19 protein-coding genes are annotated in these 25463 nt (G+C 61.9%); 4 read left to right on the top strand and 15 right to left on the bottom strand.

Annotated elements, in window-relative coordinates:
* Positions 1-91: 91 nt before the first annotated feature.
* The 5 genes from U5A89_RS04975 to U5A89_RS04955 form a co-directional block, all read right to left on the bottom strand.
* On the bottom strand, positions 92-280 hold the full coding sequence (locus tag U5A89_RS04975; RefSeq protein ID WP_338160054.1) for a hypothetical protein: 189 nt from the start codon (positions 278-280) through the stop codon (positions 92-94).
* A gap of 206 nt (positions 281-486) precedes the next feature.
* Positions 487-1269 carry a phosphate/phosphite/phosphonate ABC transporter substrate-binding protein gene (locus tag U5A89_RS04970; RefSeq protein ID WP_338160053.1) on the bottom strand — a complete coding sequence of 261 codons (783 nt, stop codon included), beginning with the start codon at positions 1267-1269 and terminating at the stop codon, positions 487-489.
* 14 nt (positions 1270-1283) lie between these two features.
* A complete protein-coding gene (locus U5A89_RS04965; protein WP_338160052.1) occupies positions 1284-2219 on the bottom strand; it encodes a fatty acid desaturase in 936 nt (311 codons plus the stop codon).
* A gap of 273 nt (positions 2220-2492) precedes the next feature.
* Entirely contained in the window at positions 2493-3263 is a 771-nt protein-coding gene (locus tag U5A89_RS04960; protein ID WP_338160051.1) for an SDR family NAD(P)-dependent oxidoreductase, read from the bottom strand.
* 30 nt (positions 3264-3293) lie between these two features.
* Positions 3294-4364 carry a Rieske 2Fe-2S domain-containing protein gene (locus tag U5A89_RS04955; RefSeq protein ID WP_338160050.1) on the bottom strand — a complete coding sequence of 357 codons (1071 nt, stop codon included), beginning with the start codon at positions 4362-4364 and terminating at the stop codon, positions 3294-3296.
* A gap of 139 nt (positions 4365-4503) precedes the next feature.
* On the opposite strand from U5A89_RS04955, the gene U5A89_RS04950 reads away from it, so the two are divergent.
* From U5A89_RS04950 to U5A89_RS04935, 4 genes are all read left to right on the top strand, one after another.
* Entirely contained in the window at positions 4504-5286 is a 783-nt protein-coding gene (locus tag U5A89_RS04950; RefSeq protein WP_338160049.1) for a helix-turn-helix domain-containing protein, read from the top strand.
* Positions 5287-5397: 111 nt separating this feature from the next.
* Positions 5398-6165, top strand: a complete 768-nt coding sequence (locus tag U5A89_RS04945) for an SDR family NAD(P)-dependent oxidoreductase (protein ID WP_338160048.1) — start codon at positions 5398-5400, stop codon at positions 6163-6165.
* 116 nt (positions 6166-6281) lie between these two features.
* The gene (locus U5A89_RS04940; RefSeq protein WP_338160047.1) at positions 6282-6611 is read left to right on the top strand and encodes a hypothetical protein; all 330 of its coding nucleotides are present in this window, start codon (positions 6282-6284) and stop codon (positions 6609-6611) included.
* Between the two features lie 184 nt (positions 6612-6795).
* Positions 6796-8217: an NAD-dependent epimerase/dehydratase family protein gene (locus U5A89_RS04935; protein ID WP_338160046.1), complete on the top strand. Its 1422-nt coding sequence runs from the start codon at positions 6796-6798 to the stop codon at positions 8215-8217.
* A gap of 25 nt (positions 8218-8242) precedes the next feature.
* Here U5A89_RS04935 and U5A89_RS04930 read toward each other — a convergent pair whose 3' ends face one another.
* The 10 genes from U5A89_RS04930 to U5A89_RS04885 all read right to left on the bottom strand — a co-directional run bounded on the left by U5A89_RS04930 (position 8243) and on the right by U5A89_RS04885 (position 25363).
* Positions 8243-9259, bottom strand: coding sequence for an alpha/beta hydrolase fold domain-containing protein (locus tag U5A89_RS04930; RefSeq protein ID WP_338160045.1), 1017 nt, complete (start codon positions 9257-9259; stop codon positions 8243-8245).
* Positions 9260-9327: 68 nt separating this feature from the next.
* Entirely contained in the window at positions 9328-11730 is a 2403-nt protein-coding gene (locus tag U5A89_RS04925) for an alpha-L-rhamnosidase-related protein (RefSeq protein WP_338160044.1), read from the bottom strand.
* A 38-nt stretch (positions 11731-11768) separates the two neighbouring features.
* The gene (locus U5A89_RS04920) at positions 11769-12794 is read right to left on the bottom strand and encodes an alpha/beta hydrolase (RefSeq protein ID WP_338160043.1); all 1026 of its coding nucleotides are present in this window, start codon (positions 12792-12794) and stop codon (positions 11769-11771) included.
* Positions 12791-15652 carry a glycosyl hydrolase gene (locus tag U5A89_RS04915; RefSeq protein ID WP_338160042.1) on the bottom strand — a complete coding sequence of 954 codons (2862 nt, stop codon included), beginning with the start codon at positions 15650-15652 and terminating at the stop codon, positions 12791-12793. Before U5A89_RS04915 ends, U5A89_RS04920 begins: the two co-directional genes overlap by 4 nt.
* A 32-nt stretch (positions 15653-15684) precedes the next feature.
* Complete coding sequence (locus U5A89_RS04910) at positions 15685-17901, bottom strand: glycoside hydrolase family 3 C-terminal domain-containing protein (protein WP_338160041.1); 2217 nt, start codon at positions 17899-17901, stop codon at positions 15685-15687.
* Positions 17901-20168: a TonB-dependent receptor gene (locus U5A89_RS04905; RefSeq protein ID WP_338160040.1), complete on the bottom strand. Its 2268-nt coding sequence runs from the start codon at positions 20166-20168 to the stop codon at positions 17901-17903. The genes U5A89_RS04910 and U5A89_RS04905 overlap by 1 nt, the downstream gene beginning before the upstream one ends.
* Positions 20169-20508: 340 nt before the next feature.
* Positions 20509-21591: a hypothetical protein gene (locus U5A89_RS04900; RefSeq protein WP_338160039.1), complete on the bottom strand. Its 1083-nt coding sequence runs from the start codon at positions 21589-21591 to the stop codon at positions 20509-20511.
* A gap of 215 nt (positions 21592-21806) precedes the next feature.
* Complete coding sequence (locus U5A89_RS04895; protein WP_338160038.1) at positions 21807-23237, bottom strand: NAD-dependent succinate-semialdehyde dehydrogenase; 1431 nt, start codon at positions 23235-23237, stop codon at positions 21807-21809.
* 26 nt (positions 23238-23263) lie between these two features.
* Positions 23264-24187 (bottom strand): acyl-CoA dehydrogenase family protein, encoded by a 924-nt coding sequence (locus U5A89_RS04890; RefSeq protein ID WP_338160037.1) that lies wholly within the window; start codon positions 24185-24187, stop codon positions 23264-23266.
* 21 nt (positions 24188-24208) lie between these two features.
* Positions 24209-25363 carry an acyl-CoA dehydrogenase family protein gene (locus tag U5A89_RS04885; protein WP_338160036.1) on the bottom strand — a complete coding sequence of 385 codons (1155 nt, stop codon included), beginning with the start codon at positions 25361-25363 and terminating at the stop codon, positions 24209-24211.
* Between the last annotated feature and the right edge of the window lie 100 nt (positions 25364-25463).

The raw sequence follows: 25463 nt of genomic DNA, 5'->3' as shown, positions 1-25463 counted from the left end.
GATGCTGACGGGGCCGATCGGACGGCTGATGAGCGGGGGGCAAAGTTACCGTCCGATAATTACATAATGCGCTGACGCCGATGTGGTTCCGTTATTGTGCAGGCCGCAACAGATATTCGACCGCAGCGACATGAGCAGGGGCCGGACGGGCCTGGAAAAAATCGCGGAAATCGATATAGCCCAGTTCGCGAATACGCTCCGCCACGGCGTAGCGCGTGTCGTCATTGAGGATGGTGGCAATCTGACGTTTGAGTGCCTGCAAGCGGTTTTCGATGCCCATAACCGGCCTCCTGTTTGCGATTGAGGGAAAATGTTGCGCGCGAAAATTGGCGGTCGCAACATGCTGACGCCCGCTTCGCGCCGAGTTGCGCCATATTCTCGACCATTTGAGTAGTAAAAGCGGTTTCAGGCATCGACACTCTGCGCAAACCATCCGCCAGAGTTTGTGACAGATGGCGCCGAGGGGTTAGGCGAGGCGGGATGACGTTATTGAAGAACCGGATAGCCGCTCTCAATCGCCTGCTGTTCGATCGTACGAATAATGGCATAATCGTCCCAGCTTAGGGCGGAAAAACCGCCGATGCGCAGGGTATGGAGACTGGCCTGCCCCATCGGATCAATGCTGGCATGGCGCAGCGCCATCAATAGCTGTTCCCTATGATGAGCCTGGGTCATCGACAGGATGAGCGGCAGGCCGGGCACGGCTCGCGTCCAGGCCAGTACGCGCAGCTGCGCGGCTTGCTGTGGATATCGGCTACGCAAGTGCGCCAGGGTGATGCAATCGATCGCTGCCACATCGATCGCGCCGGTCAACAAGGCCATCAAGCTGTCGGCATGCGATCCCGTCACCTGCACGGAAGCGAAAAAGGTCGCGCCATCCGCGTAGGGTGCTACGGCATCGCGCAACAGGTTCATGCCACTGTTCGAGCGCCTATCGTTCATGCCGGCACGACGCCCCTTCAGATCGGCGATATCGGCCGCTGGATCATCTGCCCGCACCAGGATGGCGGAGCGATGATAGGGGCCTTCGCATCCTTCCGCGATATAATGGGGCGTCGCTAGCAAGACTGCGTGCCCCTCCAACTCGCGCACCAGTGGGTAGCCGCACGTCTGCGCCAGCAGCAGGTCAGGCGATCGCCACAGCGCGTGCAGGTCGACGTTCCTCGTCAAAAATGTCGGCACATCCTCTATGCCGTTCGCCGTCAGGCAGGCCGCGACTACGCGCCACAGGTCGTCATTGGCCATATGCAACCAAGGTAGATCATACATGCCAAGCGACGCGATCAAACCCAATCCTCTTGCCCGCGAAAAGCCGGATGCACGATGCCGTCGTTCGGCGTCCATGCAAAGCGGCGGATGACATCGGCATAGCTGGCATAGACGGGCGCCGCCGCAAATATCTGTTCGTTCTGCAGCAGATGATCGGGCAACCGATACCAGGGCAGATCTGGCCGTGCATGATGGACTGCATGGAGGTTATTGTTCAGGAACAATAGCCCGAACACCCCGCCACGACGCACGATCGCGGCGCGTCGGCCAGCATCGGCATCGGCCCTATGTTCCGCGAAGGAGCGCAACAAGGTCAGCGCCGTGCCGGGATAGACGAAGGCAAGCACATAATCGGTGATCGGCAGGTTCACATGGTTCAGCCACCAGAGAATGGGCCATAACGCAAGCATATGCGGCACCCAGTCCCGCGGCCAGTCCAGTGGATGGCGCCATGCCCTTTCCGTTTCATCTAGCAGAAAAGCCATTATGCGGATCGGCGGGCCGAGAATCAGCCGGGCGATCAATCCCCCTTCCCATGTCGCGAAACGCGCCCGCCAGCCATGGTCATGGCTGACATAATGACTTTCCGGATCGTCCAGAGGATGGGTGATATGTTCGGCGCGATGATGGGCGAGATGGGAGCGGTGATAGATGGAAAAGGGTAGCCATAGGGATAGCGGCACGACGCCCAGCATCCCGTTGAACCATTTGGTGGCGGTAGGATGCCCATGAATGATTTCATGCTGCAACGATCCATGCCAGGCAATGATCACGCCGCCGACAACCCCCAGCAGCCAGAACGGTACACTGGCGTGGAACGCGGTAATGAGCAGCCAAGCGGCGTAGATGCCGATGGCCAGCAGCAATGTGGGCCACTCGATACCGGATGGCTTCGCTCCATGATCGAACGCGTCGTCAACGGTGCAACGCGATCCACGATCGTCAGGCATGAAATGAGAATCCACCATAGCGCCATTTATCTATCGAAATGGTAGATAATCAACAAACATGTATTTTCGCTGCCCGATAGAGGGGCTTTTCTCAGTCCATTTTTCCGGTAATGCCGTTCGCGGCGATCCGCTGCTAAGCGCTGCACAAGGTAGAGGCGCCTATTGCTAGCGAATAATTGCGTGCTTCCGGTCAGCGCCCGACATTTTTGCGCGGTTCAGCACATCGGCCTTAGCGGGACGCGGGGACGGATCGCGCCGCCCCCGATCATCAGTTCAGACGCCAAAACCACCTGCGACCGAGATGGTCTGGCCGGTGACATAATTGGCGTTATCGGACGCCAGGAACACGGCAGCCTTGCCGATATCCTCCGCCTTGCCCCAGCGCTTGATGGGCAGCATGGCCTTGACGTTCCGTTCCCATTCGGCGTCGAAATAGCCTTCTTTCTGGCCAACCTTGAACTGGCCTGCGTCGATTACGCCGACGAGCACGGAGTTGGCGCGAATTTCGTGCACGCCTTCTTCCTTGGCGATGCCTTTGACCAAGGACTCGTTGCAGGCCTTGGGCGCGACCGAAAGGCCATCCAGATGCGGCCACCAGTCATGCCCGCCCGACCCCAGGTGAACGAACGATCCGCCGCCCTTGGCGCGAAAGTGGGGGATGGCGATGCGAGCGGCATAGTAGAAGCCGAATGCCTCAATCTCCATCGATGCGCGGAACTGTTCGATCGACCAGTCGGCTAGCGGCACCTGCGCCACGATCGGACCGGCGCCCCAGACGATGCTGTGGATGCGTCCATGGGCATCGACGGCGCCTGCAAAACCGGCTTCCAACTCTTCGTAGCTACGCGCGTCGGCTTGGTGGATACTGGCCTGGCAGCCCATCGCGCGGATATCTGCAGCGACGTCCTCCGCGCTGTCCTTCTTCGATCGATAAAAGATCGCCACGTCAGTGCCTGCCCTGGCAAACTCCAGCGCAACGCCTTTGCCGATCCCGCCGCTGCCACCGAAAACCGCGACGGCGCCTTCAGGAAATATCCTGCTCATTCTCTTCCTTTCCCAGATTATTGTCGGTTGTTATTCCGCCGCCTGCAAATCGGGCGCTGGAGGCGTGCCGTCGGTGTGATGCACGCCATTGGCGCGGGCCTGAAAGTCGGCAGCCATGGCGCGCGGATTGTAGAATTGCCGATACCAGACGCGGCCACGATGGAACGGACCGTCAGTGGGAAGGCGCAAAATATGGAATGCAGGCGCCTTGGTCCTCCAGATCGCGAAATCCTGCGAGAAGGCCGCAAGGCCACCCCGATGATATTGCGTACGCAATTCCAGGTCTCCATCTGTTGGCGGGTTGTGCAGCGCGCGCGTAACGATGCTGTGCCACACCTGCGTCACCCCATCTTCTTTGGGTGTGTGGCAAATGATCTGGACGGCGTCGGTTTCGCCCGAATAGCGCGCGATGAGGATGCCCGGCCCGGTATAAAAGGCGTCCACGTCCAACACGCCGCCCTCGCTGGTCATGGTTTCATGACCGCCACCCGATATTTGCTTACCCACCACGCCATCGAACACCGAATTGAAATAGGCGATCTTCTGCCCATGAATCGGACCGAAATGTCGTGTATCGACCAAATTATCGAGGATTTCCTGCGGGTGAACGTCCAACGTGCCCAGGTCGTCATAGTCGTCGCGTAGCCAATGGGGGTCGTCCCATTCGGGCAAGAGCGGCAATGCATAGTCGGGCGCGCCCTCCTCCGGATCGTGCCATGCGAACACGCAGCCGAACCGCTCCTCCACGATATAGGCGCGTATCTTTGCCGCGGCCGGGATCTTGCCGTCAAAATAAGGAATATGATCGCATTGGCCGTCCGGCCCGAAGCGCCAGCTATGATAGGGGCAGCGAATGGAATCGCCTTCGATGCGATTGGCGGCGGCGCCAGAGGTCTGGTCGGCGGCGAGATGCGCTTGCATATGCGGGCAATAGGCGTCGAGTAAAACGATCCGGCCCGACCCGCCACGATAGATTACCAGGTCGCGTCCCAACATGCGCAACGCCGCGGGTGCGTCGGTGACGTCCGTCGCCCGTGCGACCATCAGCCAGCCACGAGGGAATGTATATTCCCCCAGATTATAGTCAGCGGTTCGCGCCATGATCCTCTCCTGGATAAGGCCGCTCAGGCCTGTCTATCGGAGTAACAATGCCGGTTGCATCCGAACGGAACAACAAGGCGTTGATTGCAAATTGCGCCTGGCAATATATTTATATCATATAATGATAGGATAAAAATATATGTCTGGTGGCATGCGTCCCGCGACGGCTACGATCCTTGCATCGCTGAGGCGGCAGTTGAAGGGTCAGGGCATTCGAGTGAGCCAATTGGCAGATGCATTAAGCGTGGCGGAGCCGACCGTGTGGCGTTGGTTGCGGGGTGAAGGACTGACGCTCGATCGTCTCGATGAAATATGCGGGATCGCGGGGATCGACCTGCGGAACTTGGTTGAAAAGACCGATGACGGCTTGCAGCAGAGTTTCACCCTGTCTCAAGAAAGGGTGCTTGCTGCTGACCGACGGCTGGCGCTGGTGTTTTTCTCTATTCTCAATGGCGCGCAGAGAGAGGAAATAGCGCAGTCGTTCGGACTGTCTCCCGAGTTGTTGGATACCCATTTGAAAAGGCTGGACCGATTGGGCCTAATCGATCTGCCTTCGCGCGGTCGCATTCGCGCAAAAACCAGCCGTTCCGTCAGATGGCGGCGTGGTGGCCCGTTGGCGGTCGCATTCGAGAAAACGGTGAAGCCACTTTTCATGTCGATGGATTTTGGTGCGGCAGACGCGCGCTATGTGTCGGACATGGTCGCCCTGACCGAAACAGGCCGCGAGCGCATCTTGGCTCTGTTCGATGCTCTGCGCGAGGACGTTCACCTGATTGCCGAACAAGAGGCGGTTGTGCAGCAGGATGCGCGCCACTGGAGCGGCGTGCTGATGATGGTTCGGCCGCTCGATATCGGCGAGGTGACGCAGGAATGGAACGACCGTGCCAATCGGCGGGGGCCGCGATCGGGCGTCTCGTCGTGACGCAGAATATGTCGTGGCGGTAAGGACAATGCGGCGGCGCTGTCAGTAACGCACCCCAATATTTCGCTGCGGGCGGTTTTAAATAATGTTTGAAAAAGACAGGAGAGAAGATTGGCTACATTTCCGCAAGGATGCGCGATCATATTCGGCGGTAGCGGCGGTATAGGCAGCGGTATCTCGCGCAGCTTTGCTGCAGCAGGCAGCGACATCGCGATCGTCTACCGCAACGGTCGGGATCGCGCCGAACAAATCGCGCGTGATGTCAGCAAATACGACCGTAAGATGAGCGTTCATCAGGCCGACGTGACCGATGAAAATATGGTGAGACAAGTTATAGACGACGCTATCGCCGCCCATGGCCGCATTCACAGCGTCGTCTGGGCGGCCGGCCCGCTCGTCAATCAACGCTATCTTGCGTCAACGCCGATGAAGGAGTGGCGCCATGCCTTTGAGGTGGAAGTGCATGGGTTTTTAGCCGTCGCCCAAACGGTCATTCCCCATTTTCGGGAAGTGGGCGGCGGCAGCTTCGTTACCTTGGGATCGGCCGGTCACGATTGGTGGCCGCAACGCGATGGCATGTCGGTTGCGGTGAAGGCTTCCAACGAGCAGTTGATGAAGGGCATCGCAAAAGAAGAAGGCCGGTACAAGATTCGGGCAAATTCCGTCCTGGTAGGGGTCATAGACGCTGGGCAGTTGCATGAACTCACCCGCATCGGGCAGATCGACCAGCGCTGGATCGACAATACGCATCGCCTGCTTTGCCTCAAGCGCTGGGGGACGGCAGAAGAGATCGGCCACGCCTGCGTGTTTTTCGCGTCGAATGAAGCCGGCTATGTGACCGGACAACGCATATCCGTGTCAGGTGGCTTCGGCGTATAGGGTAGTTCTATGCTCATGGCCCTGAATAGCCGTCACCGCCATATGGGCGAGCATCTTGATATTAGAACACAAACGTTCGATAGATAGATTAGAATCAATGGAAGAGGATGTTTTGGATGCGTAAGATTCTGATCGGTGCATTGGTTGCGCTGACTGCCGCCACGTCTGCCTTTGCACAGACGCCTGCGGCGCCTACACCCCCCGCGGCGGCGGCGGCCGCCCCGCAGGCGTTCACAACTGCGGACACGGATCTCGGCACATTGCTGGATAATCCGGCCGCCAAGGCGATCATTGAAAAGCATATCCCCGGCATGACGACCAACGACCAGATCGACATGGCTCGCGGCATGACGCTCAAGGCAATTCAGCAATATTCGCCTGATGACGTCACCGATGCGCGCCTGGCAGCGATCGACGCGGACTTCGCCAAGATGCCGAAAAAATGACGGTCATCGGCACCAGGCCCGTTCGGTCTGGTGCCAAGACGTCTGACTATAGATGCGCCTTGTGGCAGGTTCCCGGACTATGGATCGCCGGATGTGACGCCGATAGCGGCCTTGCCGGGCGAGCAGCCGAAACCCTTGTTATTCGAACGCAACTGTTCTAATAATTTTTCAAAGGGAGAGGCCAGTGTCCGATAGCCGCAAGATTATTTTTCTCACCGGCGCGACCGGAAATATGGGCCGTGAAGCCATCAAGCGTATCGCGGCCAAGAGCGACAGCTTGCGCCTGCGTATCCTCGTCCGGCCGCAGGAAAAGAGCCATCCGGTCGTGCGCGATGTCGAGACACGCGGCCTGGCGGAGATCGTTTGGGGCGACCTGACCGACGCGGCATCGATCGAAGACGGCGTGCGCGGTGCCGACGTCGTCCTTCATGTCGGTGGGCTGGTGTCCCCCCTTGCCGACAATATGCCAAAAGATGTCGTTACCCATGTCAATGTCGGCGGCGCACGCAATATCGTGAATGCCATCAAGACTGTGGGCGACCCGGAACAGACCCGCTTGATCTATATCGGCACTGTAGCCGAAACCGGCAGCCGCAACGCCCCGGTACATTGGGGCCGCACGGGCGATCCCATCAAGATCAGCGCCTACGACCATTATGCCGTCACCAAGACCCAGGCCGAAGCGATCGTGGCGGAAAGCGGCATCCGCCACTGGGTGTCGCTGCGCCAGAGCGGCATGGCCCATTTCGACATGTGGAAAATGTTCGATCCGATCATGTTTCACAATCCGATCAATGGCGTTTTCGAGTGGTCGACGGCGAACGACAGCGGTCGGCTGATGGCAGCGGTATGCGACGATAGCGTGCCAGAGGCGTTCTGGCGCGGCTTCTACAACATCGGCGGCGGCGCGACATCGCGGGTCGTGAACCATGAGTTCATGACCCAATCCATGCCCAACTATCGCAAGGCGCTGAAGCCACACTGGTTTGCCACCCGCAATTTCCATGGCCAATGGTATGCCAATTCCGACCGTCTGGAGGCGCTGGTGCCGTTTCGAGAGCAGTCGCTCGATGCCTATTTCGCCGAGGCTCCGCGCCACATGCCCTGGATCGCCCGTGCCGTATCCCGCTATGCGCCGGGCATGGTGAGCAAACGGATCGAGGGGCTTGCAAAAGCGCCGGGTGGATCGCTGTATTGGATGGCGCAAGACGAGCAGGAGAAGATCGCCCATTATTTCGGGTCGCGTGCCGCGTGGGAAGCCATTCCACGCAACTGGGATGACTTCATCTTTGCCCAGCCATCGCGTGAACCCAGCCTGCTGAACCATGGCTATGACGAAAGCCGCACGCCCGACGCATGGCGGCTGGACGACCTGCGCGGGGCGGCGGAATATCGCGGCGGCAAATGCCTGGCGACCGCCTTCGAAGGGCTGCATGTGCCGGTGGAATGGCAGTCGGCGTCAGGGCAACGCTTTTCGATGACGCCCAACCTCTATATGAAGGGCGGCCACTGGTGCCCCACGACGATGGTCGATCCGGCCCACTACGATGCCGAAGCGCGGCGCAATCCCTTCTTCGCGCAGGTTTGGAGCGACGCGGCCGGCTGATGCCGAAACGGTAGCGCCGCGATCCTTATCGGCGCAGTGTGCGGACGAAGAAATCGGTCATGACGTCCAATGCCTCGCGCGCTTCGGGCAGGGCGTGATTGCCGAAGAAACAATGGTCCAACCCGTCCCAGACATGAAGATCGGCATCGACCTTCGCCTTGATCAACTCGCGATGCGTGTTGACGGCCGCACTGACCTCTCCTGCGCGTGTCGAGGTCAGCAACAGGGTCGCCGGGAAAAACCGCAGCACGTCCTGCGACATCATCGGCGACATCAGCGGGTCTAACAGATCATGGTCGCCATAATAGAAACGTTCATCCAGCGTGGCTGGCGCCGTCAGACCCTGCATCGGCTTGAACGAATACCAGCTATCCCCTGCCCATCGTGCATCCGCCGATGCGCAGAAGATTCCGGCAGCACCCGGCGCGGGCAACTTCACATGCTGGAACCAGGCGATCGCTTGGGCGGTCAACAGGCCGCCGGCGGAACTGCCGAATATGCCGATCTGCGACGCCTTATGGGTCTTGAGCAGTTCGCGATAGACCGAGGCGACATCCTCACTGGCGGCGGGGAAGACCGCCTCGGGCGCCTGCCGGTAATCGGTCGTCAGTATATCAAAGCCCGTCCGGCTGGCGAGTGGGATCAATTCCTGCAATCCGCCTGCCGCGGCATTGGCCATGATGAAGCCGCCGCCCCGGAGGTTTATCAGGATATTGTTGCGCTTGCCGCGCCTGGCCGGTGAGACCAGAAAACCGTGCACGCCACCGACCGTCACTTCGCGATAGCTGACATGATAATCCTGCGCCATTTTGCGGATCTGCCCGGCAAGACCGCGCGCCATTCCCTGACGCGCCGCTGGAACGCGGCCCTTTTCGATCAGCTGGGTCAGCATGTCGTTTGCATCGAGAGGGCGACGCGGAAGCGATTTCCGCGCCTCCTCGCTCAGATAGACCGAAGGCGGCAAGCGATAACCGGGGACATTGACGGTGCCGTCCGCTTCGATCGGATTGGGCGTCGATTGCGCCAGGGCAGGGATCGCCACTATGGAGAGGGCGATCCCTGCGATCTTCCGTATTCGAAACGGCTTTGGCATATATCCCCTCCCCCATCTTAGCGTGTCGGCACGGTCAGACGCGTACGCGCGCCCGTCAGCGGATAGGATTTACCCGCCCAGACGAAATCGCCGGGCAGATCCTTTGGTCGCGTGATATCAGCCGACAGAGTTTGGCCCTTGATACGGTAGCTTACGCTCACTGGACCATAGGGTGTCGCGGCCGTCGCCTCGACCCGCTTGAGCGTACCAAGGGCAGGCGCGACGCGCAGGCGCGCATAGCCGGGCGCGGAAGACTGGATGCCAGCGACGATACCCAGCAGATCGGGCGTCGGGTGCGCGCTCCATGCGTGGCTATCCGACCGGGTCGAGCTGCCTTTGCCCGCCTGCCCCGCATCGTCGCGTTCTTCCGGCCAGGTCGTGTAGTTCAGTTTCAGCAGGTCGCGCCAGGTCTGAAGCAGGCCCAGATACCGATCCGCCAGCCCGGCATGGAGATAGGCGCGCACCAGATACCAGGCGAAATAATAGCTGGTGGTCGAAATCCCTTCCGGCGCGCTGATGCCCTTGCCCGGCGCGACGATCCTGTCGAGAATGGCGGGCGCCTCATCCTTGTCAGCCACATCGTACAGGATCGCCAACGCATTCATATGCTGGCTGAACCTGTCGCCATCGGGATTGTCCGCAAACAGGCCGCGCGCGGGAACCCAGCAGCGGGCGCGTATGGCTTGCTTCAAGGCATCGGCCTGCTGTGCATAGCGGTCGCCCTGCGCCTTGTCGCCCAAAGCGCGCTCGATCGCAGCGCCCTGCTGCAGTGCGCCCAGCCAGCTGACGCTGACGAGGCAGCTTTCGTTGGATTGGCTGTAAGAGGGGAACTGGTCCCGATCGGTGGCGGGTTGTCCCACCCAGTCGATGAAGTTCCATTGCGGGTTCTTGCCCAGCAATCCACTAGGTTGGCGATATTTGGCGAACCAGTCGATCACCTCCCGCATCCGGGCGATGTTGCGTACGATCGGGGTTGGATCACGCTGCGCCATGCGCCAGTCGTCCAGCATGCCGACCCACAATAGCGCAAAGGGCGCGATGACGTTGTGGCCGCGCGTGGGATAGGCGCCTTCCATCAGACCGCCATCTTCGTGCGATCCGGCAAAGGCGTCGATCGCCTGTTCGGCCAGTCGCGCGTCGCCCGACACGGCGTAGGAGATCAGCATCTGCAGGCGGGTGTCGCCTGCATATTGCAGCTGTTCCCAAAAGGCAGTGTCCATATAGGTTTCGTGCGCGTCGATCTTTGCGGTGCGCCAGCCGATATCGAAAATGCGCTTGAGGTCCGGATCGTCGCTGTCGAAACGGCCGACCTGGGCAAAGGGATAGCCGGTTTCATAGGCCCGCAGCGCCTTGAGGGTCAGCGGCTGGTCCTTCGTTTCCACCGCAATTTCGGCGTAACGCCATGTTCGCCACCATAGCGGTTCGAACGTGCGGGCCGCGCCATCGGCGGTGAACAGATCGGATGGGCCAAAAGGCTTGCGATCCTCGATCAGGTTACGGTCGCCCTTCTTATAATCCTTGTCGTACAGCGCTTCCGACCAAGTCATCTTGATCGTCGCGCCCGCGCCCCCCGATATGTCGAGTTGCGGATAGGCCGATACCATCGCGTCGCGCTGGATCAGCAGGGTCGCCTTGCTGTTGGCGGGGATGGTAATGGGGCGCGCGGGGAACCCCTGTCCGACGACAAGATCGCTGCGCACCACCTTGCCAGGGGATGTCGCGTCATAACGTTGCGGCGGCAGCCGATCGGCGACGAGCGTGCGCTTGGCCGCATCGGGCGCTGGCACCGCATCCTGCCAGCCGTCGCCCTTTTCCTGAACGCCGGTCCAGTCGAAATCGGCCTTGGCCGCGTCGATCACTTCCGGATTGCCTGCGACATAATACCAGCGCTTGGTCTGCGCCCAGCCATTGCGGAAACCATGCCCCGCATCGGCCTTGACGCGCCAGCCGGGGCGGTCGGTCGAAATGGCGGCAGCATCGCCTTCCCCGATCAGGCGAAAGCCCGTGGCGACATTCTGCTGGAACAATGGCGCTGTGTTGCTGAACAATGCTGCACCCTGCGCGGCCGTCATCTGATCAGGCGTAGCATTGGGCGGCAGTTTGAGCGGTTTGACCCCGTCCCATACCACCGCTGCGACGACATTGCGTCCGCGCTTGAGATAGGGGGCAATGTCGATCGTCGATTCCCGCCAATGCGCGATATCGCCAGTCGAGGGGCCGGATGCGACCCGCGCGCCATTGACGTAAAGGATAAATCGGTTGTCCGCCGTGACCCGCACCGGATAGCGACCCGGCTTTGCAGGCAGATCGACCATACGGCGGAAATGCAGCACGATCGGCTTGGCCTGCTGCCCTGCCTGCGCCTGACTAATCCATCCCTGCGCCGGACCGTCCTGCGCTAGGGCGGGCTGACTGGCCATTATGGCCGCGACACCAGCGACAAACGTAGCGCGAAGGGTCATGGCTTCTTCTCCGGGGACAGTGCGCGGGCCAAGGCAGCCTCCAGCGCGCCATTAAATTGTTGGGATATCGCGGCCTTGGGCATGATCATCTGAAAGCCGTGAAATGCGCCGGGGACGACCAGCAATTCGGTCGGCACGCCAGCCCCTACCAGGCGTCCGGCAAAGTCGATATCTTCCTGCGCGAACAGGTCGATCGATCCAACCCCGATCCAGGTCGGCGGCAGGCGCGACAGGTCGGCCACACGGGCGGGCACCGATCCGTTCGGCACGCGCCTTTGTCCTGCTGGCTGGCCCAGAAGCGCGCTCCATCCCTTGCGATTGTCGGCGGGCCGCCAGACCAGCGTGCCGATCGTTGGGATAACCGGGCGGCTCGACCCGGTTCGATCGTCCAGCATCGGATAGATCAGCGCCTGAAAGGCGATGGGGATTTCGCCCCTGTCCCTGGCGGCGATGGTCAGCATGGCGGCATGACCGCCACCAGCGCTTTCGCCCACGACCGCGATTCTTGCGGGATCGACACCCAGCGTCGCGGCATCATCATGCAGCCATTTCAGGGCCGCGTAATTGTCTTCAAGCGATCCGGGGAAGCGGGTTGCCGGTGCGATCCGATATTGCACGCTGACGATTACACAATCGAGCCGCGTGGCCATCCCCTGGAGCATCCGCAGCGATTCGCGGGCGTCCCCTGCGATGAAGCCGCCGCCGTGGATGAACAGGATGGCGCCGCGCCGCGCCGCGCCGGGTTGTCCCGGATCGACAATATAGACGGTGACGGGCGGCTGCCCCGCCATGCCCGGAACCTGGCGTTCCACGATCCCCGACGGAAGCAGCGGGAAAGATGCCGGGGGCCGGGACAGGGCGAGAGATCCTTCTGCCGCTGCCTGCGCACGGGCTATGCCGCGGGCGACCTGCCGCAGTTCCGGGTTCACATAGGACAGATCGTCGCTTGCGCCCTGCACCGCGCCGGACAGGGCCAGAACCGCACCGGCCGCAATCGCAAGAACAGCCTTCCGCGCGATCATCTTCCAGCCTCCAGCGCCACTGGCCCGACCCAGCCCGCTGGCACGGGCTTCAACATCTTAAAGCCGGGTGCCTTGGCATCCAGCATCGCATTTTGCGGCGTATTGGCGATGGTGACGACCAGATCGTTGGCGCCGGGCTTGAGCGTACCGGTCAGGTCCACACGAAAAGGCGCGGTGATCAACGTCGGCAGCGTCGTGCCGTTCACGCTGACCGTTGCGATATCATGCACGGCGCCCAGATCGAGCGTGACGTGCTTGCCCTGTTGCAGCCAGGCCGGATCAACGGTGATCGCCCGACGATAGGTGGCGGTGCCCGAAAAATTCTCCAGTCCGCGCACGTCGCGCCAGTCTTTCAGGGTGGCAGTGCCCATATCACTGGCGAAGGCCTTGCGCAGGACATGGCCATCGACCTTGAGCGACCAGCCATCGGAGGGGATGGCGAGCCGGGCAACGGGTTGGGGTGTCGTCATACTTGCCAGCGGGCTTTTGGGATCCTGGACCAGCAGTGCGCTTTCGCCCGGAGCGAGGGCCAGAGTGATCCGCGTGCCCCTGCCATCCGCACTCGTGCTGACGGGCGTTTTGCCCCCGCCCATTGCATTCCAGCGCTCAACGCCGCCCATCGCGGGCAGCACGAGGCTGGCGTCGCGGGCCTGATCGCCGCGATTATAGAGGAAGGTGATGGTACGGCCATCCAGGAGGCGCTGGACATAATAGAGGTTCGACGCATCCGGGCCGGTGAAGGTCAGATTTGCCGTTATGCCTGCATTGCGCAGCGCTTGCGGCACCTGCGCTGCGGGCACGATCTTTGCGCCTGCGCGCAGGGCCGACGCAATGGCGCGCCTGACCCGCGCATCGCGACGTGCGGCATCGGCCAGCCCTTCGTCTCTGTCGGGCGCACGATCGGCAAAGAATATCGGCAGGCCGGCCCTCGCATATTTGGCGATGGATTCGGCCGTTTCAGCGCGAATGCCCTCCAGCGGGGGCAGCACCAGCACCGGATAGCGATAGCCGCTGGCGGCGACCAGCTGCTTCGCCACGACGCTGGCATTGGCGATGGAATCGGGATTGATCCGGTCGAAATCATAGCCCGCCGCCAGAAACGCCTTTTCCGCCGCCTGGGCGCCAGCGCCCTTATCCTCGATGCCGACATAATAGCCGGTCTGGCCATAGAAATAGGCGACCGGCACAATGTTTGTCCCAGCCTGCAACACGGCTTGCAACCGGCCGATATAGGCGGCGAGCGGCTTGACCGCGGGCCAGATCGGGTTGGTTTCGGTGAACATCGTGCTGAAACCCAGCGCGTAGGGGCTGGGCGAAAAGGCGTGCCAGCCCGGCCAGTCCTCCGCGTGGAAGCGATAGTCCAGCCCGTGCAGGATCATCGAATTGACCCCGCCCGACAGGATCAGATCGACCCGGCGGCGCATCTCGTCCGGCGTCACTTCATAGGGGCGGTTCTTCCACACCAGGCTTTCCGCCGACACGATCGGCCGACCGTAAAGGTTGGCCGCCGATCGGGCGAAGCGCATGAAGATGGGATCGCCATCATGCACCAGATCCTCGGTTTCGGGGATGTCGGCGATGCCATAGCCGCGAAGGATATCGATCGCGCCGCCATGCGCCTGGAACTTGGCCTTTAGCCCTTTACTGTGGTTCCACGCGACGAAAGGCTTGAGGAAGCCGTCGAACATCATGTCGGATATGGTCCGGCGATAGTCGGCACGCACCCTGTCGCCCACGTCGCTGCCCGACGCATCGAAATAGGGCGGTGAATAATGTTCGCCCCAGGCCTGCATCCAGCCGGGCTGGAGGACGAGGGGCAGATAGGGTGTCAGCTCGTAGCCGCGCCGTTTGCGAAATTGCGCCAGGAACGCGTCGCTCCACGGCAGATCCTGCATCAGTTCCAAGCTGTCGACGAAGGTCGATCGCATCGCAACCGGCTTGTCCCCCAGCGGATCGCCGACGCGCGCGGCATGGGCGGCAAATGCCTCGGGCTTCATATGATCCAGGATCAGTTGCGGCCCCTTGCCCGCCGCGCCCAGCACGCCAACGTCGGAGGCATATTGCTTATATACGAACACCTGCCAGTCGCCCGGCGGCGGGGTCCAGTCCAGCGTGCCGTCATCCTTCAAGCGGTCGGTCAGCACGACCCGGCTCTGCATGTCGAGCGCGCCCGGGGTCACCACATCGTCCCAGGGATAGAGTTTGAAGCCCGCCGTCGGTCCGACCGGAACCAGTTGCGGCGCCTGCCCCTTTACCGCGACGACGGCCACGATATGCGCCCGGTCGGCGAGCCGTTTGCCCCAATCGGCGACCGCGGGGTCTTTCACCCGTGCATCCAACATACTGAGCGCGCCCAGCCGCCTGGTCCGCGACGGGATTGCCACCTTGATCGGCCCGGCCTGCCCGCCCTGTACCGCCGTGCGCGCCATCGCCAGTTCTACGAACGCCTTTTCAGGGGTGATGGCAAAGCCGCCGCCCGACGGCCAGGATGACCCCAGCGTATAATCGAGCGTCAGGCCAGCCGCCTTGGCCGCCTCCCCCGCCACGCGCACGGAATTAAAAAAGCGGGGTTCCGCATAATCGTTGACGACGGCCCGCTCCTCGGGCGTCAGAGTCACGAAATTGGGCGTGAAGGACTGGATTTCCGCGCCGCCAAAACCCTGCGCGTCCAGCAGTTGCACCTCGCGACGCAGTTCCTCATCGCTTACCGCCGCCCCCGGCCACCACCAGCGTACCCGCGGGCGCGCCTCTTTCGATGGCGCCTCGAAACGCTGCTCCAGCGTCTGGGCAAAGGCGGGGAGCGACGAAAGGCACAGGGCCAGGACACATGCCCCTCCCAAAAATCTGCGGTGCGGCATGACGATATGGTCCTCTTGATGTCGTTAGCCGTTCAGGGCTTTATGGTCTGGGCCTTCAGGCGGGTCGTCGCGGTCAGCACCGGGTCTGTAGCAGAGGTTGCAACCTCGATCCGCACCTGCTGCGGTGTTATCACCCACCGTTGTGCCTTTGTATCGAAATCAGCCAGCAGCCGCGGGTCTGCCGTCACGCTGACTTCGCCGGTTTCTCCAGGCTGCAGATCAGGTTTGCCCCAGCCGATCAGCCGCTTGGCATTGCCCGCTCGCACGACATAAATCTGCGGCACGTCCGCGCCCGCGCGGTTGCCGCTATTGGTGACTTTAAACTTGATGGTGAGCGCCTTGCCGCCCTTCACCGTCAGTCCGGAATAGGCAAAGCTGGTGTAGCTAAGCCCATGGCCGAACGGATAAAGCGGCTTCAACCCTTTGCGATCGAACCAGCGATAGCCCGCATCGGACCCTTCGGGATAATGGATGTCGAACGGCTTGGTCCCGGCTTGAAGGCCATAGACGGCCCGCGTCTCCTTGTCGGCTGCTGGCGCATCGGACCCCGGCAACACCGGGTTGGGCAGTTGATCGACCGAAGCCGGGAAAGTCACGGGCAAATGCCCCGATGGATTGACCGCGCCGGTCAATACCCGGGCGATCGCAACCCCGCCGCGCTGGCCGCCATACCAGGCAGACAGGACAGCTGGCACTTTGTTCAGCCATGGCATCACCACGGGATTGCCCGTTTCCAGCACGACGACCGTTTTGCCATTGGCGCTGGCGACGGCGTCGATCAGCGCATCCTGCCCCTCGCCCAGCATAATGTCGGCATGGTCGATGGCTTCGGCGGCATATTTTTCAGCAAATACGATGACCATGTCGGCGGCCTTTGCCGCGGCGATGGCCGCCGTCACATCTTTGCCGTCCAGATAGCGAATTTGCGCATTCGGCAATTCGGCCTGCAATGCGGCGAGCGGCGCCACCCCGCCATAGCCGCGCTTGGCGAAGGCGGCTGCGGGACCGCTGGCGGCGCCTGGCACGACGCGCTTGAGGCCGCCAACAGGGGCTACCTGGCTGGACCCGCCGCCGCTGGGCACGCCGATATCGGCATTGCCGCCAATGACCGCGATGGTTTTCACGCTGGCGGCCAGCGGCAGGATGCCGCCCTCATTGCGCAGCAGGACGATGCCGGCTTCCGCCGCACGCTGCGCGACGGCTGCATCGGCATCATAGTCGATGGTCGTGCCGGAGGTCAGCGGATGATCCGCCACGCCATGGGCATAGATTGTGCGCAAAATCCGACGCGCCGCCATATCGACGGCGGCCTGCGGCACGCTGCCATCGGCGACCGCCTGCTGCATCAGCAGGCCGAAATAGCGCTTGCCGTCCAGCTGATAGCCCGACTGCTGATCAAGGCCCGCAAGAATGGCCTTGGTCGAATGGACAGCGCCCCAGTCGGACATTACGAAGCCTTTGAAACCCCAGTCCCGGCGTAAGACGTCGTTGAGCAGGAAGGGCTGTTCGCAGGCATAGATGCCCCCGACCCGATTATAGGCGCACATCACCGATCCGGGTTTCCCCTTTTCGATACCGATCTGGAACGCCAGCAGGTCGCTTTCGCGCATCGCTGCTTCGTCCATTTCGACCGAGGCGACGTTGCGGCCGGTTTCCTGATTGTTCAGCGCGAAATGCTTGATCGTGCCGATGATGTTGTTGGACTGGACGCCATCGATCTGACTACCCACCAGCGTACCGGCCAGCAGAGGGTCTTCGCCCAGATATTCGAAGTTGCGGCCCGCGCGCGGGTCGCGGACCAGGTTCACGCCACCCACCAGCATGACGTTGAAGCCTTTGGCCCGCGCCTCGCTGCCGATCATCACGCCGCCCTTGTGGGCGATGCCCACGTCCCAGCTGGCCGCCAGCGCAAGGCCGGAGGGGAGCGCCGTCGCCACGTCCCCCTTGCGCATGTCCATCAGGTTCGACACGCCCAGGCTGGCATCGCTTTCGACCAGCATCGGCACGCCGAGGCGAGGGATGCCCTCGATATATCCCGCGCTCACCGGTACACCGGCCGGCCTTTTGGCAGGGGCCAAAAATTGGGTCATGGGACCGCTGAGAAGCTGGAGCTTCTCGTCTGCGGTCATCTGCGCAAGTGCCTCGTCCGCGCGCTTGTCCGGAGAGGCGGCCGTCTTTTGCTGAGCCAATGCCGGACATGCGACACTGGCCAGAAACGACAGGACGAGCAGCTTGCGCAGATGGGTCATCAGAAGTTCACCCGCCCGATAATGCCGAACTCGCGGGGACGAACCGGCGTACCCACCGCATAGCCCGAATTGAAGGTGCTATAATCGACCTGCGCTGCGCCGCGCGTCGTCAAAGTAGCGACATTGGCGAGGTTCTTGCCGAATACAGAAAATTCATAGGCGTTGTTCGGACCACGGAAGCCAATGAAGACGCTGTTGTTGAGCAGATCGTCATACGAGACGTTCTGGAACGGGTCGCTGCGCTTGGGCACGTAGCTGGCCAGCCCACGTACGAACAACTCGCGATCGCCGCTGACCGGGATGCTATATTCAGCGTTCACGCTCACCCCCCATTTGGCCTGATCGCTCAAGCGACCCGACAGGCGGCATTGCGCGACGTTCTGGCCGATCGGCACGTTGGGCGTGCCGACCGAGTCCGGGACGCCATCGCCATTATAATCGTTACAGGGGGCCAGCGCATTCTTGAATTTGGCGTCGTTATAAGTGGCGCTCAAGCCTAGCTGGAACCTGTCTGTGACCTTGCCGGAAATGCTGCCTTCGATACCGCGGACCTGAGCGTCAGCGTTGAAAGTAAGCGCGGCATTATTGTCGGCCACGCCATCCTTGCCGGTCGAAACCGACAGGAAAGACCCGGTATAAGCCAGATAATTTTTGAAATCCTGCTGATAGACGGCCAGGGCGAAGGTTACCCGTCGGTCCGCGAGCGAGCCTTTCAAACCGATCTCATAATTGTTCGAGGTTTCCGGCTGGAAGACGAGTATATCCTCATCAAGCTTCGCCGCCACGGCGTTCACGCCGCCCGGACGATAGGAGCGACCGTAGCTGGCATAGGCGGTCAGCGCGCGACTGAAATCATATTTGATGCTCGCCCCGCCCGTCAGCTGACGATAGGTCACATCGCGATTTTCGGGACTGATGTTGGACGACACGATCGGCACCGGGCCGAGCAAAGGACCGCTCAGCGTCTGAATGAAGTCCCGCTTTACATGGGTTTCCTGATACCGCAGACCCGCCTGCAACTGAAGTTTTTCGGTCAGCTGGAAGCGGTGATCGGTGAAGGCCGCGTACGTCTTCACCTTTGATGGTATCGAGACGCCTACGTTCAGCACGGCGATGTCGAGCGGCGGGGTGGCGCCGGCAACGAAGCCGAAAGGCAGAACCTGCCGCTGGGTCAGCGTGGTTTTGCTGTCGGAATCCTCATAATAGACGCCGAACAGATAATTCCACATACGCTTGCCCTGAGAGGTCAGGCGCAATTCCTGCGAAAGCTGCGTCGATGCGGTATCGTAGGCCTGGGGCTGCGAATAGCCCCGCACGCTGCCGCCATAGGCCAGATCGGTTGCCCGGCCCTGAACGATGTCCTGATATCCCCCGATATAGTTGATCGACGCCGCGCCCAGATCCCAATTGGCGGACAGCGTGCCGACATGGCCGCGATAGTCATAATGCCCCGCGCCCGTCGCTTTGCTGATGCGGTCGGACGGCTCCAGCACCGGATCGGTGACGTTACCGGGCAGAGTGAAGAGCAGCGGTGTCGAAACGGTGCGGTTGTTCAGATACTGGTAGGTCAGATCCACCGTGAAGTTGGTCACGGGCCGGAACGCGACGCTGATGCGGGCGCTTTCGGTCTTGTCGCTATCGTCGATGCCGTTACTGATATTCTTGCCGCCCAGACCGATATTACGGTCGAACAGACCAGCAACGCGCACGGCCAGCACATCCTGGATCACCGGCACGCTGACGGCGCCCTGCGAGTTGATGCCTTCCTGCGTGGTCAGGGTCTGCTGAAAATAGCCGTCCACCTTTTCAAGGTCGGCTTTCCGCGTCGCGATGGTGATAGCGCCGGATGGCGATGTGCGACCGCGCAGCGTGCCCTGCGGCCCGCGCAGCACTTCGATCTGGCCGACGTCATACAGGCCGCGGAACGCGCTGTTGGTGTCCAACGGCGTTTCGTTGAAATAGATATCGACGGTCGGCGACGATGCGGACTGCGGGTCGAAGCCGACACCGCGCAACGTCACCGAATTGTTCGAAGGCTCCTTGGCATTCAGGCTCAGGCCCGGCGAAAGCTGCTGGATATCGCTGAACGTCTTGAGGTTCAGCTTTTGCAGCGTTTCACCCTGCACCACGTCAACCGTGCGGGTCACGTCCTGAAGGCGCTCTGCACGTTTTGAAGCGGTGACGATGATTTCCGCGCTGCCAAGCGCGTCGCCCTGCGGCGCGGCGGCCTGAGCGTTGGCGGTCATCGGGATGCCCATGGCGGCCATCACGGCAGCCAAAGAAAGAGACGCACCTCGCGCGAAATTATACTTCATAATCCTCCCCATCGGTCCGGCCCGTTAAGCGGATCTCGGCCACACCGTTTCACCGCGCCTACCCAAGCTATGGCAGCGCTGTCAATATTGGATCGATACCGTTCGATTTAATTTTGGGAGGTGCGCTATTAATGTTACGCGTATGACAATGGGACTGAACTGCGGGCGCTCGCGGGTGGCCACATCGTACGCGCGCGGATAACGCCAAACCTAGTGGCTTACGCGGGAGACCGCCCGGCCATATCGATTTTGGCGGCAGCGTTTCCACGCCGCCGCCGCCAAAATTCAGCTATCAAGCGGCGTCGGCATAGACGCCGCCACGCGGCGCCTCGACCGGATATTCGGCCGGTCCACCATAATCATAGGCGTCGTTCAAAGTCTTGATGAAGATCGGATCATGGAGCGGATTGGTCGGCGTTTCGATGGCGATGCCACGCGCGCGCACATCCTTGATCAGCGTGTCGAAAACCCGATCCTGCGTCAGATTGTCCGAACCGTCCATATTCTTCTTCAACTCGGCATAATCCTCGAACACTTCGGCCGACCAGTGGACGAGGAAACGCAGGTCGTCGGTGTGATAGCGTTCGATGACCTGATCGCCGGTCTTGACGATCCACCCATCGCGATCGCCCGCCTCGCCCGTGAAGACACTGTCGAAGCCTAGACCGGCAGGCCGCTGGCGTTCGAGCGGACCATTGGCTTCGCCCCGATGCACCATCATCTCATTCTGGACGAGAACCCCACGGTTATAGATGGGCGAGGCGAGCCGTTCGGGCTTTTCCAACGGCCCCTTGGGCCAATAGGTAAAGCCGCTGGCGGGATCATTGCTAAACCAGGTGATGACCTGCGCCATCTTGATCAGATAATCCTGAAACAAGCCCGAACGCCCCATGATCGAGCAGAGCCAGGTCGGCGAATTTTCGTAGCGGATACCGCGGAAGCTGGGCGAATCCAGATGGCCCGGATCATTGTTGCCGCAGGGACCATTGATGTTGAACAACATCATCTGCGGCTTGGCATAGTCCGCGTTCCAGTAGGATTTGGCATAGTCGATGAACGTCTGATTGTAGAAGACGTCATGCACTTCCGGATAGAGCGCAGTCGAATAATTGGCGTAGAAGCCACGGAACGTAGGCGTCAGGAACATGTCGAGCGTCGGCTCGAACCCCTCGGGGAACCCGCCTGCGAAGGTGGCGATCAATTCTTCGGCATTGGCGAAATGCTGGGCGATGATCAGTTTCCATTCGCCCTGATCGTGGACGACATCGAGCAGGCGGCGGCGCTGATCCTCGGTAAAGATATTATCCAGCTGACGGGGCGCCGATACGGGCTGGAGGATGTCGGACAAAGTCCGGCGTTGCGAACGGTCGAGCATGAGAACCTCTCCTGATTCATCTACGGTTGGCCGCATCTTATTTCATTATACGGTTACGTTCAATTAAATCCGGCAGGCTGCATATGCTTTCGGGTGGAAAATCGGTTCTGTGCTCCGTCCGCTCGGCTGACGAGGGCAGCTTCGCGTGGTTTTATGCTGATCAGGCCGACCCGGCGAACCGTTGATAGCAACTGATCAATGCGCGTGGCGAGACCTTATCCGACCTTGGCGCTGACCAGGAACGGCCGGAGATAGGCGTCCATCCCCTCGATTCCGCCTTCCGACCCCAGGCCGCTGTCGCCTACGCCGCCAAAGGGCGTTTCGGGCATCGCCATGGCGAAATGGTTGATGCCCAGCATCCCCGCATGCATTTCCGCCACGATCTTTCGTTCGGTCCGCATATCGTTGGTGAAGGCGTAGGAGGCGAGGCCGTAGGGCAAGCGGTTGGCTTCGGCGAGCGCAGCATCGATATCGGGCACCGGCATGATCAGCATCAGCGGGCCGAACGGCTCCTCGTTCATCGCCAGCATGTCCGGCGTCATGCCAGACAGGATGGTGGGCTCGAAGAAATAGCCGCTGTTGCCGATCCGCGATCCGCCGGTTTCCAGCGTGGCGCCATGCTGCACCGCGTCGGCGCTGAGCGCTTCGATCTTGGACAATTGACCGGCGGTAGCAAGCGGTCCCATTTGCGTGTCGGCATCCATGCCATTGCCCACGCGCAGCTGTTTTGCAGCTTCGGTCACGCCCGCGACGAAATCGGCGTAGAGCGGCTGTTCGACGATGAAGCGGGTGGGCGAGACACAGACCTGGCCCGCGTTGCGGAACTTGAACTCGCTGGCCAGCGGGACGACGGTGGCTAGGTCGGCGTCGCGCGCGACGATGACCGGATTGTGGCCGCCCAACTCCATCGTCACCTTCTTCAGATGATGGCCCGCCGCACTGGCGAGGATGCGACCGACGCGGGTGGAGCCGGTGAGCGTGACTTTGTGAATTTCCGGCGCGGCGCACAGGGCCGCCGAAATGGCGGGGGCGTCGCCCCAGAGGATAGTAAGAACCTTGGGCGGCAGCCCGGCAGCCAGTAGCGCCCGAGCGATGCGCCAGGTGGTGCTGGGCGTTTCTTCCGCGCACTTCAACACCATCGAACAACCCGCGCTCAGTGCCGGGGCGATCTTCTGCATCGGCGTCCAGGCAGGGAAATTCCACGGCGTGAAGGCCGCGACCGGGCCGATCGGGCGGCGATGGACCGCCCAGCGCATGTCGGACGCCCGGGTGGGGATCAGCCGACCATAGGCGCGACGCCCCTCGTCCGCATACCAGTCGAGCAGATCGGCCGACCCCAGCCATTCGCCCTTGGCCTGCGCGAGCGGCTTGCCCTGTTCGCGGGTCATTTCGACGGCGGCGTCATCCGCCTCGGCGCGCATGAGGTCGGCGGCCCGGCGCATGATCTTGGCGCGATCGAAGGCGGCCATGGTGGACCAGGTCGCAAAGCCCTGCACCGACAGGCGGGCGGCTTCCAACGCTTCCTCTTCCCCGCATTTGGGGATGACGGCGATGACGTCGCCCGTGGCCGGGTTCATCAGATCCATCGTACCCAGCGAGCCGGTGCTGCGTTCCTGGCCATCGAATATCGGGCGGGGCGTCGACATGAAATTAATCCTCTCGTCCTGTCGGGTCAGGCGGCCCGGATGAAATCGGCGGTCGGCATGGACAGCGCGGCGGCGCGCAGGTCGCCCAGCACCCCCGCCCAATAGCTTTCCGACCCATCGGCCAGACGCCAACCGTGCAGGCGGCGAGTGAGCAATTGCAGGTCATATTCCTCACTGATGCCGATCGCACCATGAACCGCATGGGCGATCGCCGCAATCTGAACGGCGGCGACGCTGGCGCCATGTTTGGCGATGGCGACATCGGCCAGGCGCGGCGACAGGCCGGATCGTGCGCCGATGGCGGCGGCGATACGCGCGGCGACGGCCTGTTCGGCAAGGACCGCCAGCTGTTGCTGCACCGCCTGCTGCTTGCCGATGGGCTTGCCGAACTGGCTGCGTTCATTGGCGTAGGCGATGGTCATGTCCATGACGCGGCCTGCTGCGCCGGAGATCAGCAGGGCGCGCACCATGGCGGCGATCGGCCGCAAGGCGGTGCCGTCGATGTCAGGGATAAAGGCGTCGGTGTCGTGGCGCACGCCGGTTGGCTGGGCATCGGCGGGGGTCAGCACCGGCGCGTCGGGCGTGCCGGACAGGATGTGGCTGGCGACCCCGGCGAAGGGCGCTGCCCCCTTGCCGGTGACGATGGCGATCGGCCCGTCAGGCGCTTCGATCCCGGCAGCGGCAAGCAGCGCGCGCGCGATCATCGTATCGCCCACCGGTAGCGGCACCGCATAATGACCCAGCAGCGCGATAAGCGGCGCGGCGTCGGCCAGTGACAAGCCCGCGCCACCGGCATCTTCCGCCACGAGTGCGTCGAGAAAGCCCAATTCGGAAAAGGCCTGCCACATGGGGGCGCTATCGCCGCCCTCCTCCACCCCGCGGATGGCGGCGGGGGTGCAGACATCCTCGATCAGGCGGGTGAAGGGATCGATCAGTTCAGCCATGTCCATGATGGTCTTCCTTCTTGCCGCTTAACGAAGCCCAAGGCCACGGGCGATGATGCCGCGCAGGATTTCGCGCGTGCCGCCCCGCAGCGAGAAGCTGGGCGCGATATGGGTGACGTAGAGCAGGGTCCGATAGAGTTCGGCATCGACCGCCTCATCCGGATGGGCCGCCAGATCGTCACCGATACATTGCGGCACCGCCTGTTCGAAGCCGGTTCCCAGGTCCTTCATGAGCGACGCTTCCACGACCGGGCTTTCGCCCGCCACCAGCCGCGCGGTGACGGCCAGCGACATTTCGCGCAGCACCGCCAATTGGGCGGTCAAGGAACCTAGCAGGCGCAAGGTGGCGCTGTCCTTGCGACCGACCGTGTCGAGATGCCTGGCCCAGGCGTCGATCAGGACGACCGATGAATAGATGCGTTCGGGTCCGCTGCGTTCGAAGGCGAGTTCGGCGGTGACTTGGCTCCATCCCTGCCCTTCTTCCCCGATCAAAGCGTCGGGGGCGAGACGGACATTGTCGAAAAAGACTTCAGCGAAATGGGCGTCGCCGGTCAGGTCGATGATCGGGCGGATGGTGATGCCGGGCAGTTTGAGATCGACGATCATCTGCGACAGACCCGATTGCCGGTCGCCGCTGGTGCCCGAGGTGCGGACCAGCGCGATCATATAATCGCTGTGCATCGCGTTGGTGGTCCAGATTTTCTGGCCGTTGAGCAGCCAGCCGCCGTCATCCTGCCGGTCGGCGCGGCTGCGGACGCTGGCGAGATCGGAGCCGGAACCTGGCTCGCTCATGCCGATGCAGAACAGCGCCTCCCCCTTCGATATGCGGGGGAGGTAGAATTGCCGTTGCGCTTCCGTGCCGTAGTGCCGGATCAGCGGACCGCTCTGGCGATCGGCGATCCAGTGGCCTGCGACCGGGGCGCCCGCGGACAGGAGTTCTTCCACGACGACGAAGCGCGTGAAGGGGCCGCGACCGACACCGCCATATTCGGTCGGCAGCGACAGGCCGAGATAACCGGCCTGACCCAGCTTCCGACTGAAGGCAGCGTCGAACCCCTGCCAGGATCGGGCGCGCCGATGGATGGGCATGTCCGCAATCGCTTCAGCGATCAGCGCGCGCAGGGCGGGACGAAGCGCTTCATCTTCCGGCGGAAGCGCGGAAAGGGTCAATGTTTCGAACAAATCAGCCTCGGAAAAAGAGCGACGATGCGACAGCGAAGGAGACAGTTGAATCGCATTTTCGGTCCAACCATGTCCAATATCAAATTGCCTAATATCAATA

Origin of the sequence: Sphingobium sp. HWE2-09, assembly GCF_035989265.1 — a bacterium.
Classification (GTDB): domain Bacteria; phylum Pseudomonadota; class Alphaproteobacteria; order Sphingomonadales; family Sphingomonadaceae; genus Sphingobium.
This window is presented reverse-complemented; position numbering and strand designations above follow the sequence as displayed.

Coding starts and splice junctions, on each gene's coding strand:
- U5A89_RS04975 (WP_338160054.1), bottom strand. CDS start 280: ATGGGCATCGAAAACCGCTTGCAGGCACTCAAACGTCAGATTGCCACC.
- U5A89_RS04970 (WP_338160053.1), bottom strand. CDS start 1,269: ATGTATGATCTACCTTGGTTGCATATGGCCAATGACGACCTGTGGCGC.
- U5A89_RS04965 (WP_338160052.1), bottom strand. CDS start 2,219: ATGCCTGACGATCGTGGATCGCGTTGCACCGTTGACGACGCGTTCGAT.
- U5A89_RS04960 (WP_338160051.1), bottom strand. CDS start 3,263: ATGAGCAGGATATTTCCTGAAGGCGCCGTCGCGGTTTTCGGTGGCAGC.
- U5A89_RS04955 (WP_338160050.1), bottom strand. CDS start 4,364: ATGGCGCGAACCGCTGACTATAATCTGGGGGAATATACATTCCCTCGT.
- U5A89_RS04950 (WP_338160049.1), top strand. CDS start 4,504: ATGTCTGGTGGCATGCGTCCCGCGACGGCTACGATCCTTGCATCGCTG.
- U5A89_RS04940 (WP_338160047.1), top strand. CDS start 6,282: ATGCGTAAGATTCTGATCGGTGCATTGGTTGCGCTGACTGCCGCCACG.
- U5A89_RS04925 (WP_338160044.1), bottom strand. CDS start 11,730: ATGGCCAGTCAGCCCGCCCTAGCGCAGGACGGTCCGGCGCAGGGATGG.
- U5A89_RS04920 (WP_338160043.1), bottom strand. CDS start 12,794: ATGATCGCGCGGAAGGCTGTTCTTGCGATTGCGGCCGGTGCGGTTCTG.
- U5A89_RS04915 (WP_338160042.1), bottom strand. CDS start 15,652: ATGCCGCACCGCAGATTTTTGGGAGGGGCATGTGTCCTGGCCCTGTGC.
- U5A89_RS04910 (WP_338160041.1), bottom strand. CDS start 17,901: ATGACCCATCTGCGCAAGCTGCTCGTCCTGTCGTTTCTGGCCAGTGTC.
- U5A89_RS04905 (WP_338160040.1), bottom strand. CDS start 20,168: ATGGCCGCCATGGGCATCCCGATGACCGCCAACGCTCAGGCCGCCGCG.
- U5A89_RS04900 (WP_338160039.1), bottom strand. CDS start 21,591: ATGCTCGACCGTTCGCAACGCCGGACTTTGTCCGACATCCTCCAGCCC.
- U5A89_RS04895 (WP_338160038.1), bottom strand. CDS start 23,237: ATGTCGACGCCCCGCCCGATATTCGATGGCCAGGAACGCAGCACCGGC.
- U5A89_RS04890 (WP_338160037.1), bottom strand. CDS start 24,187: ATGGACATGGCTGAACTGATCGATCCCTTCACCCGCCTGATCGAGGAT.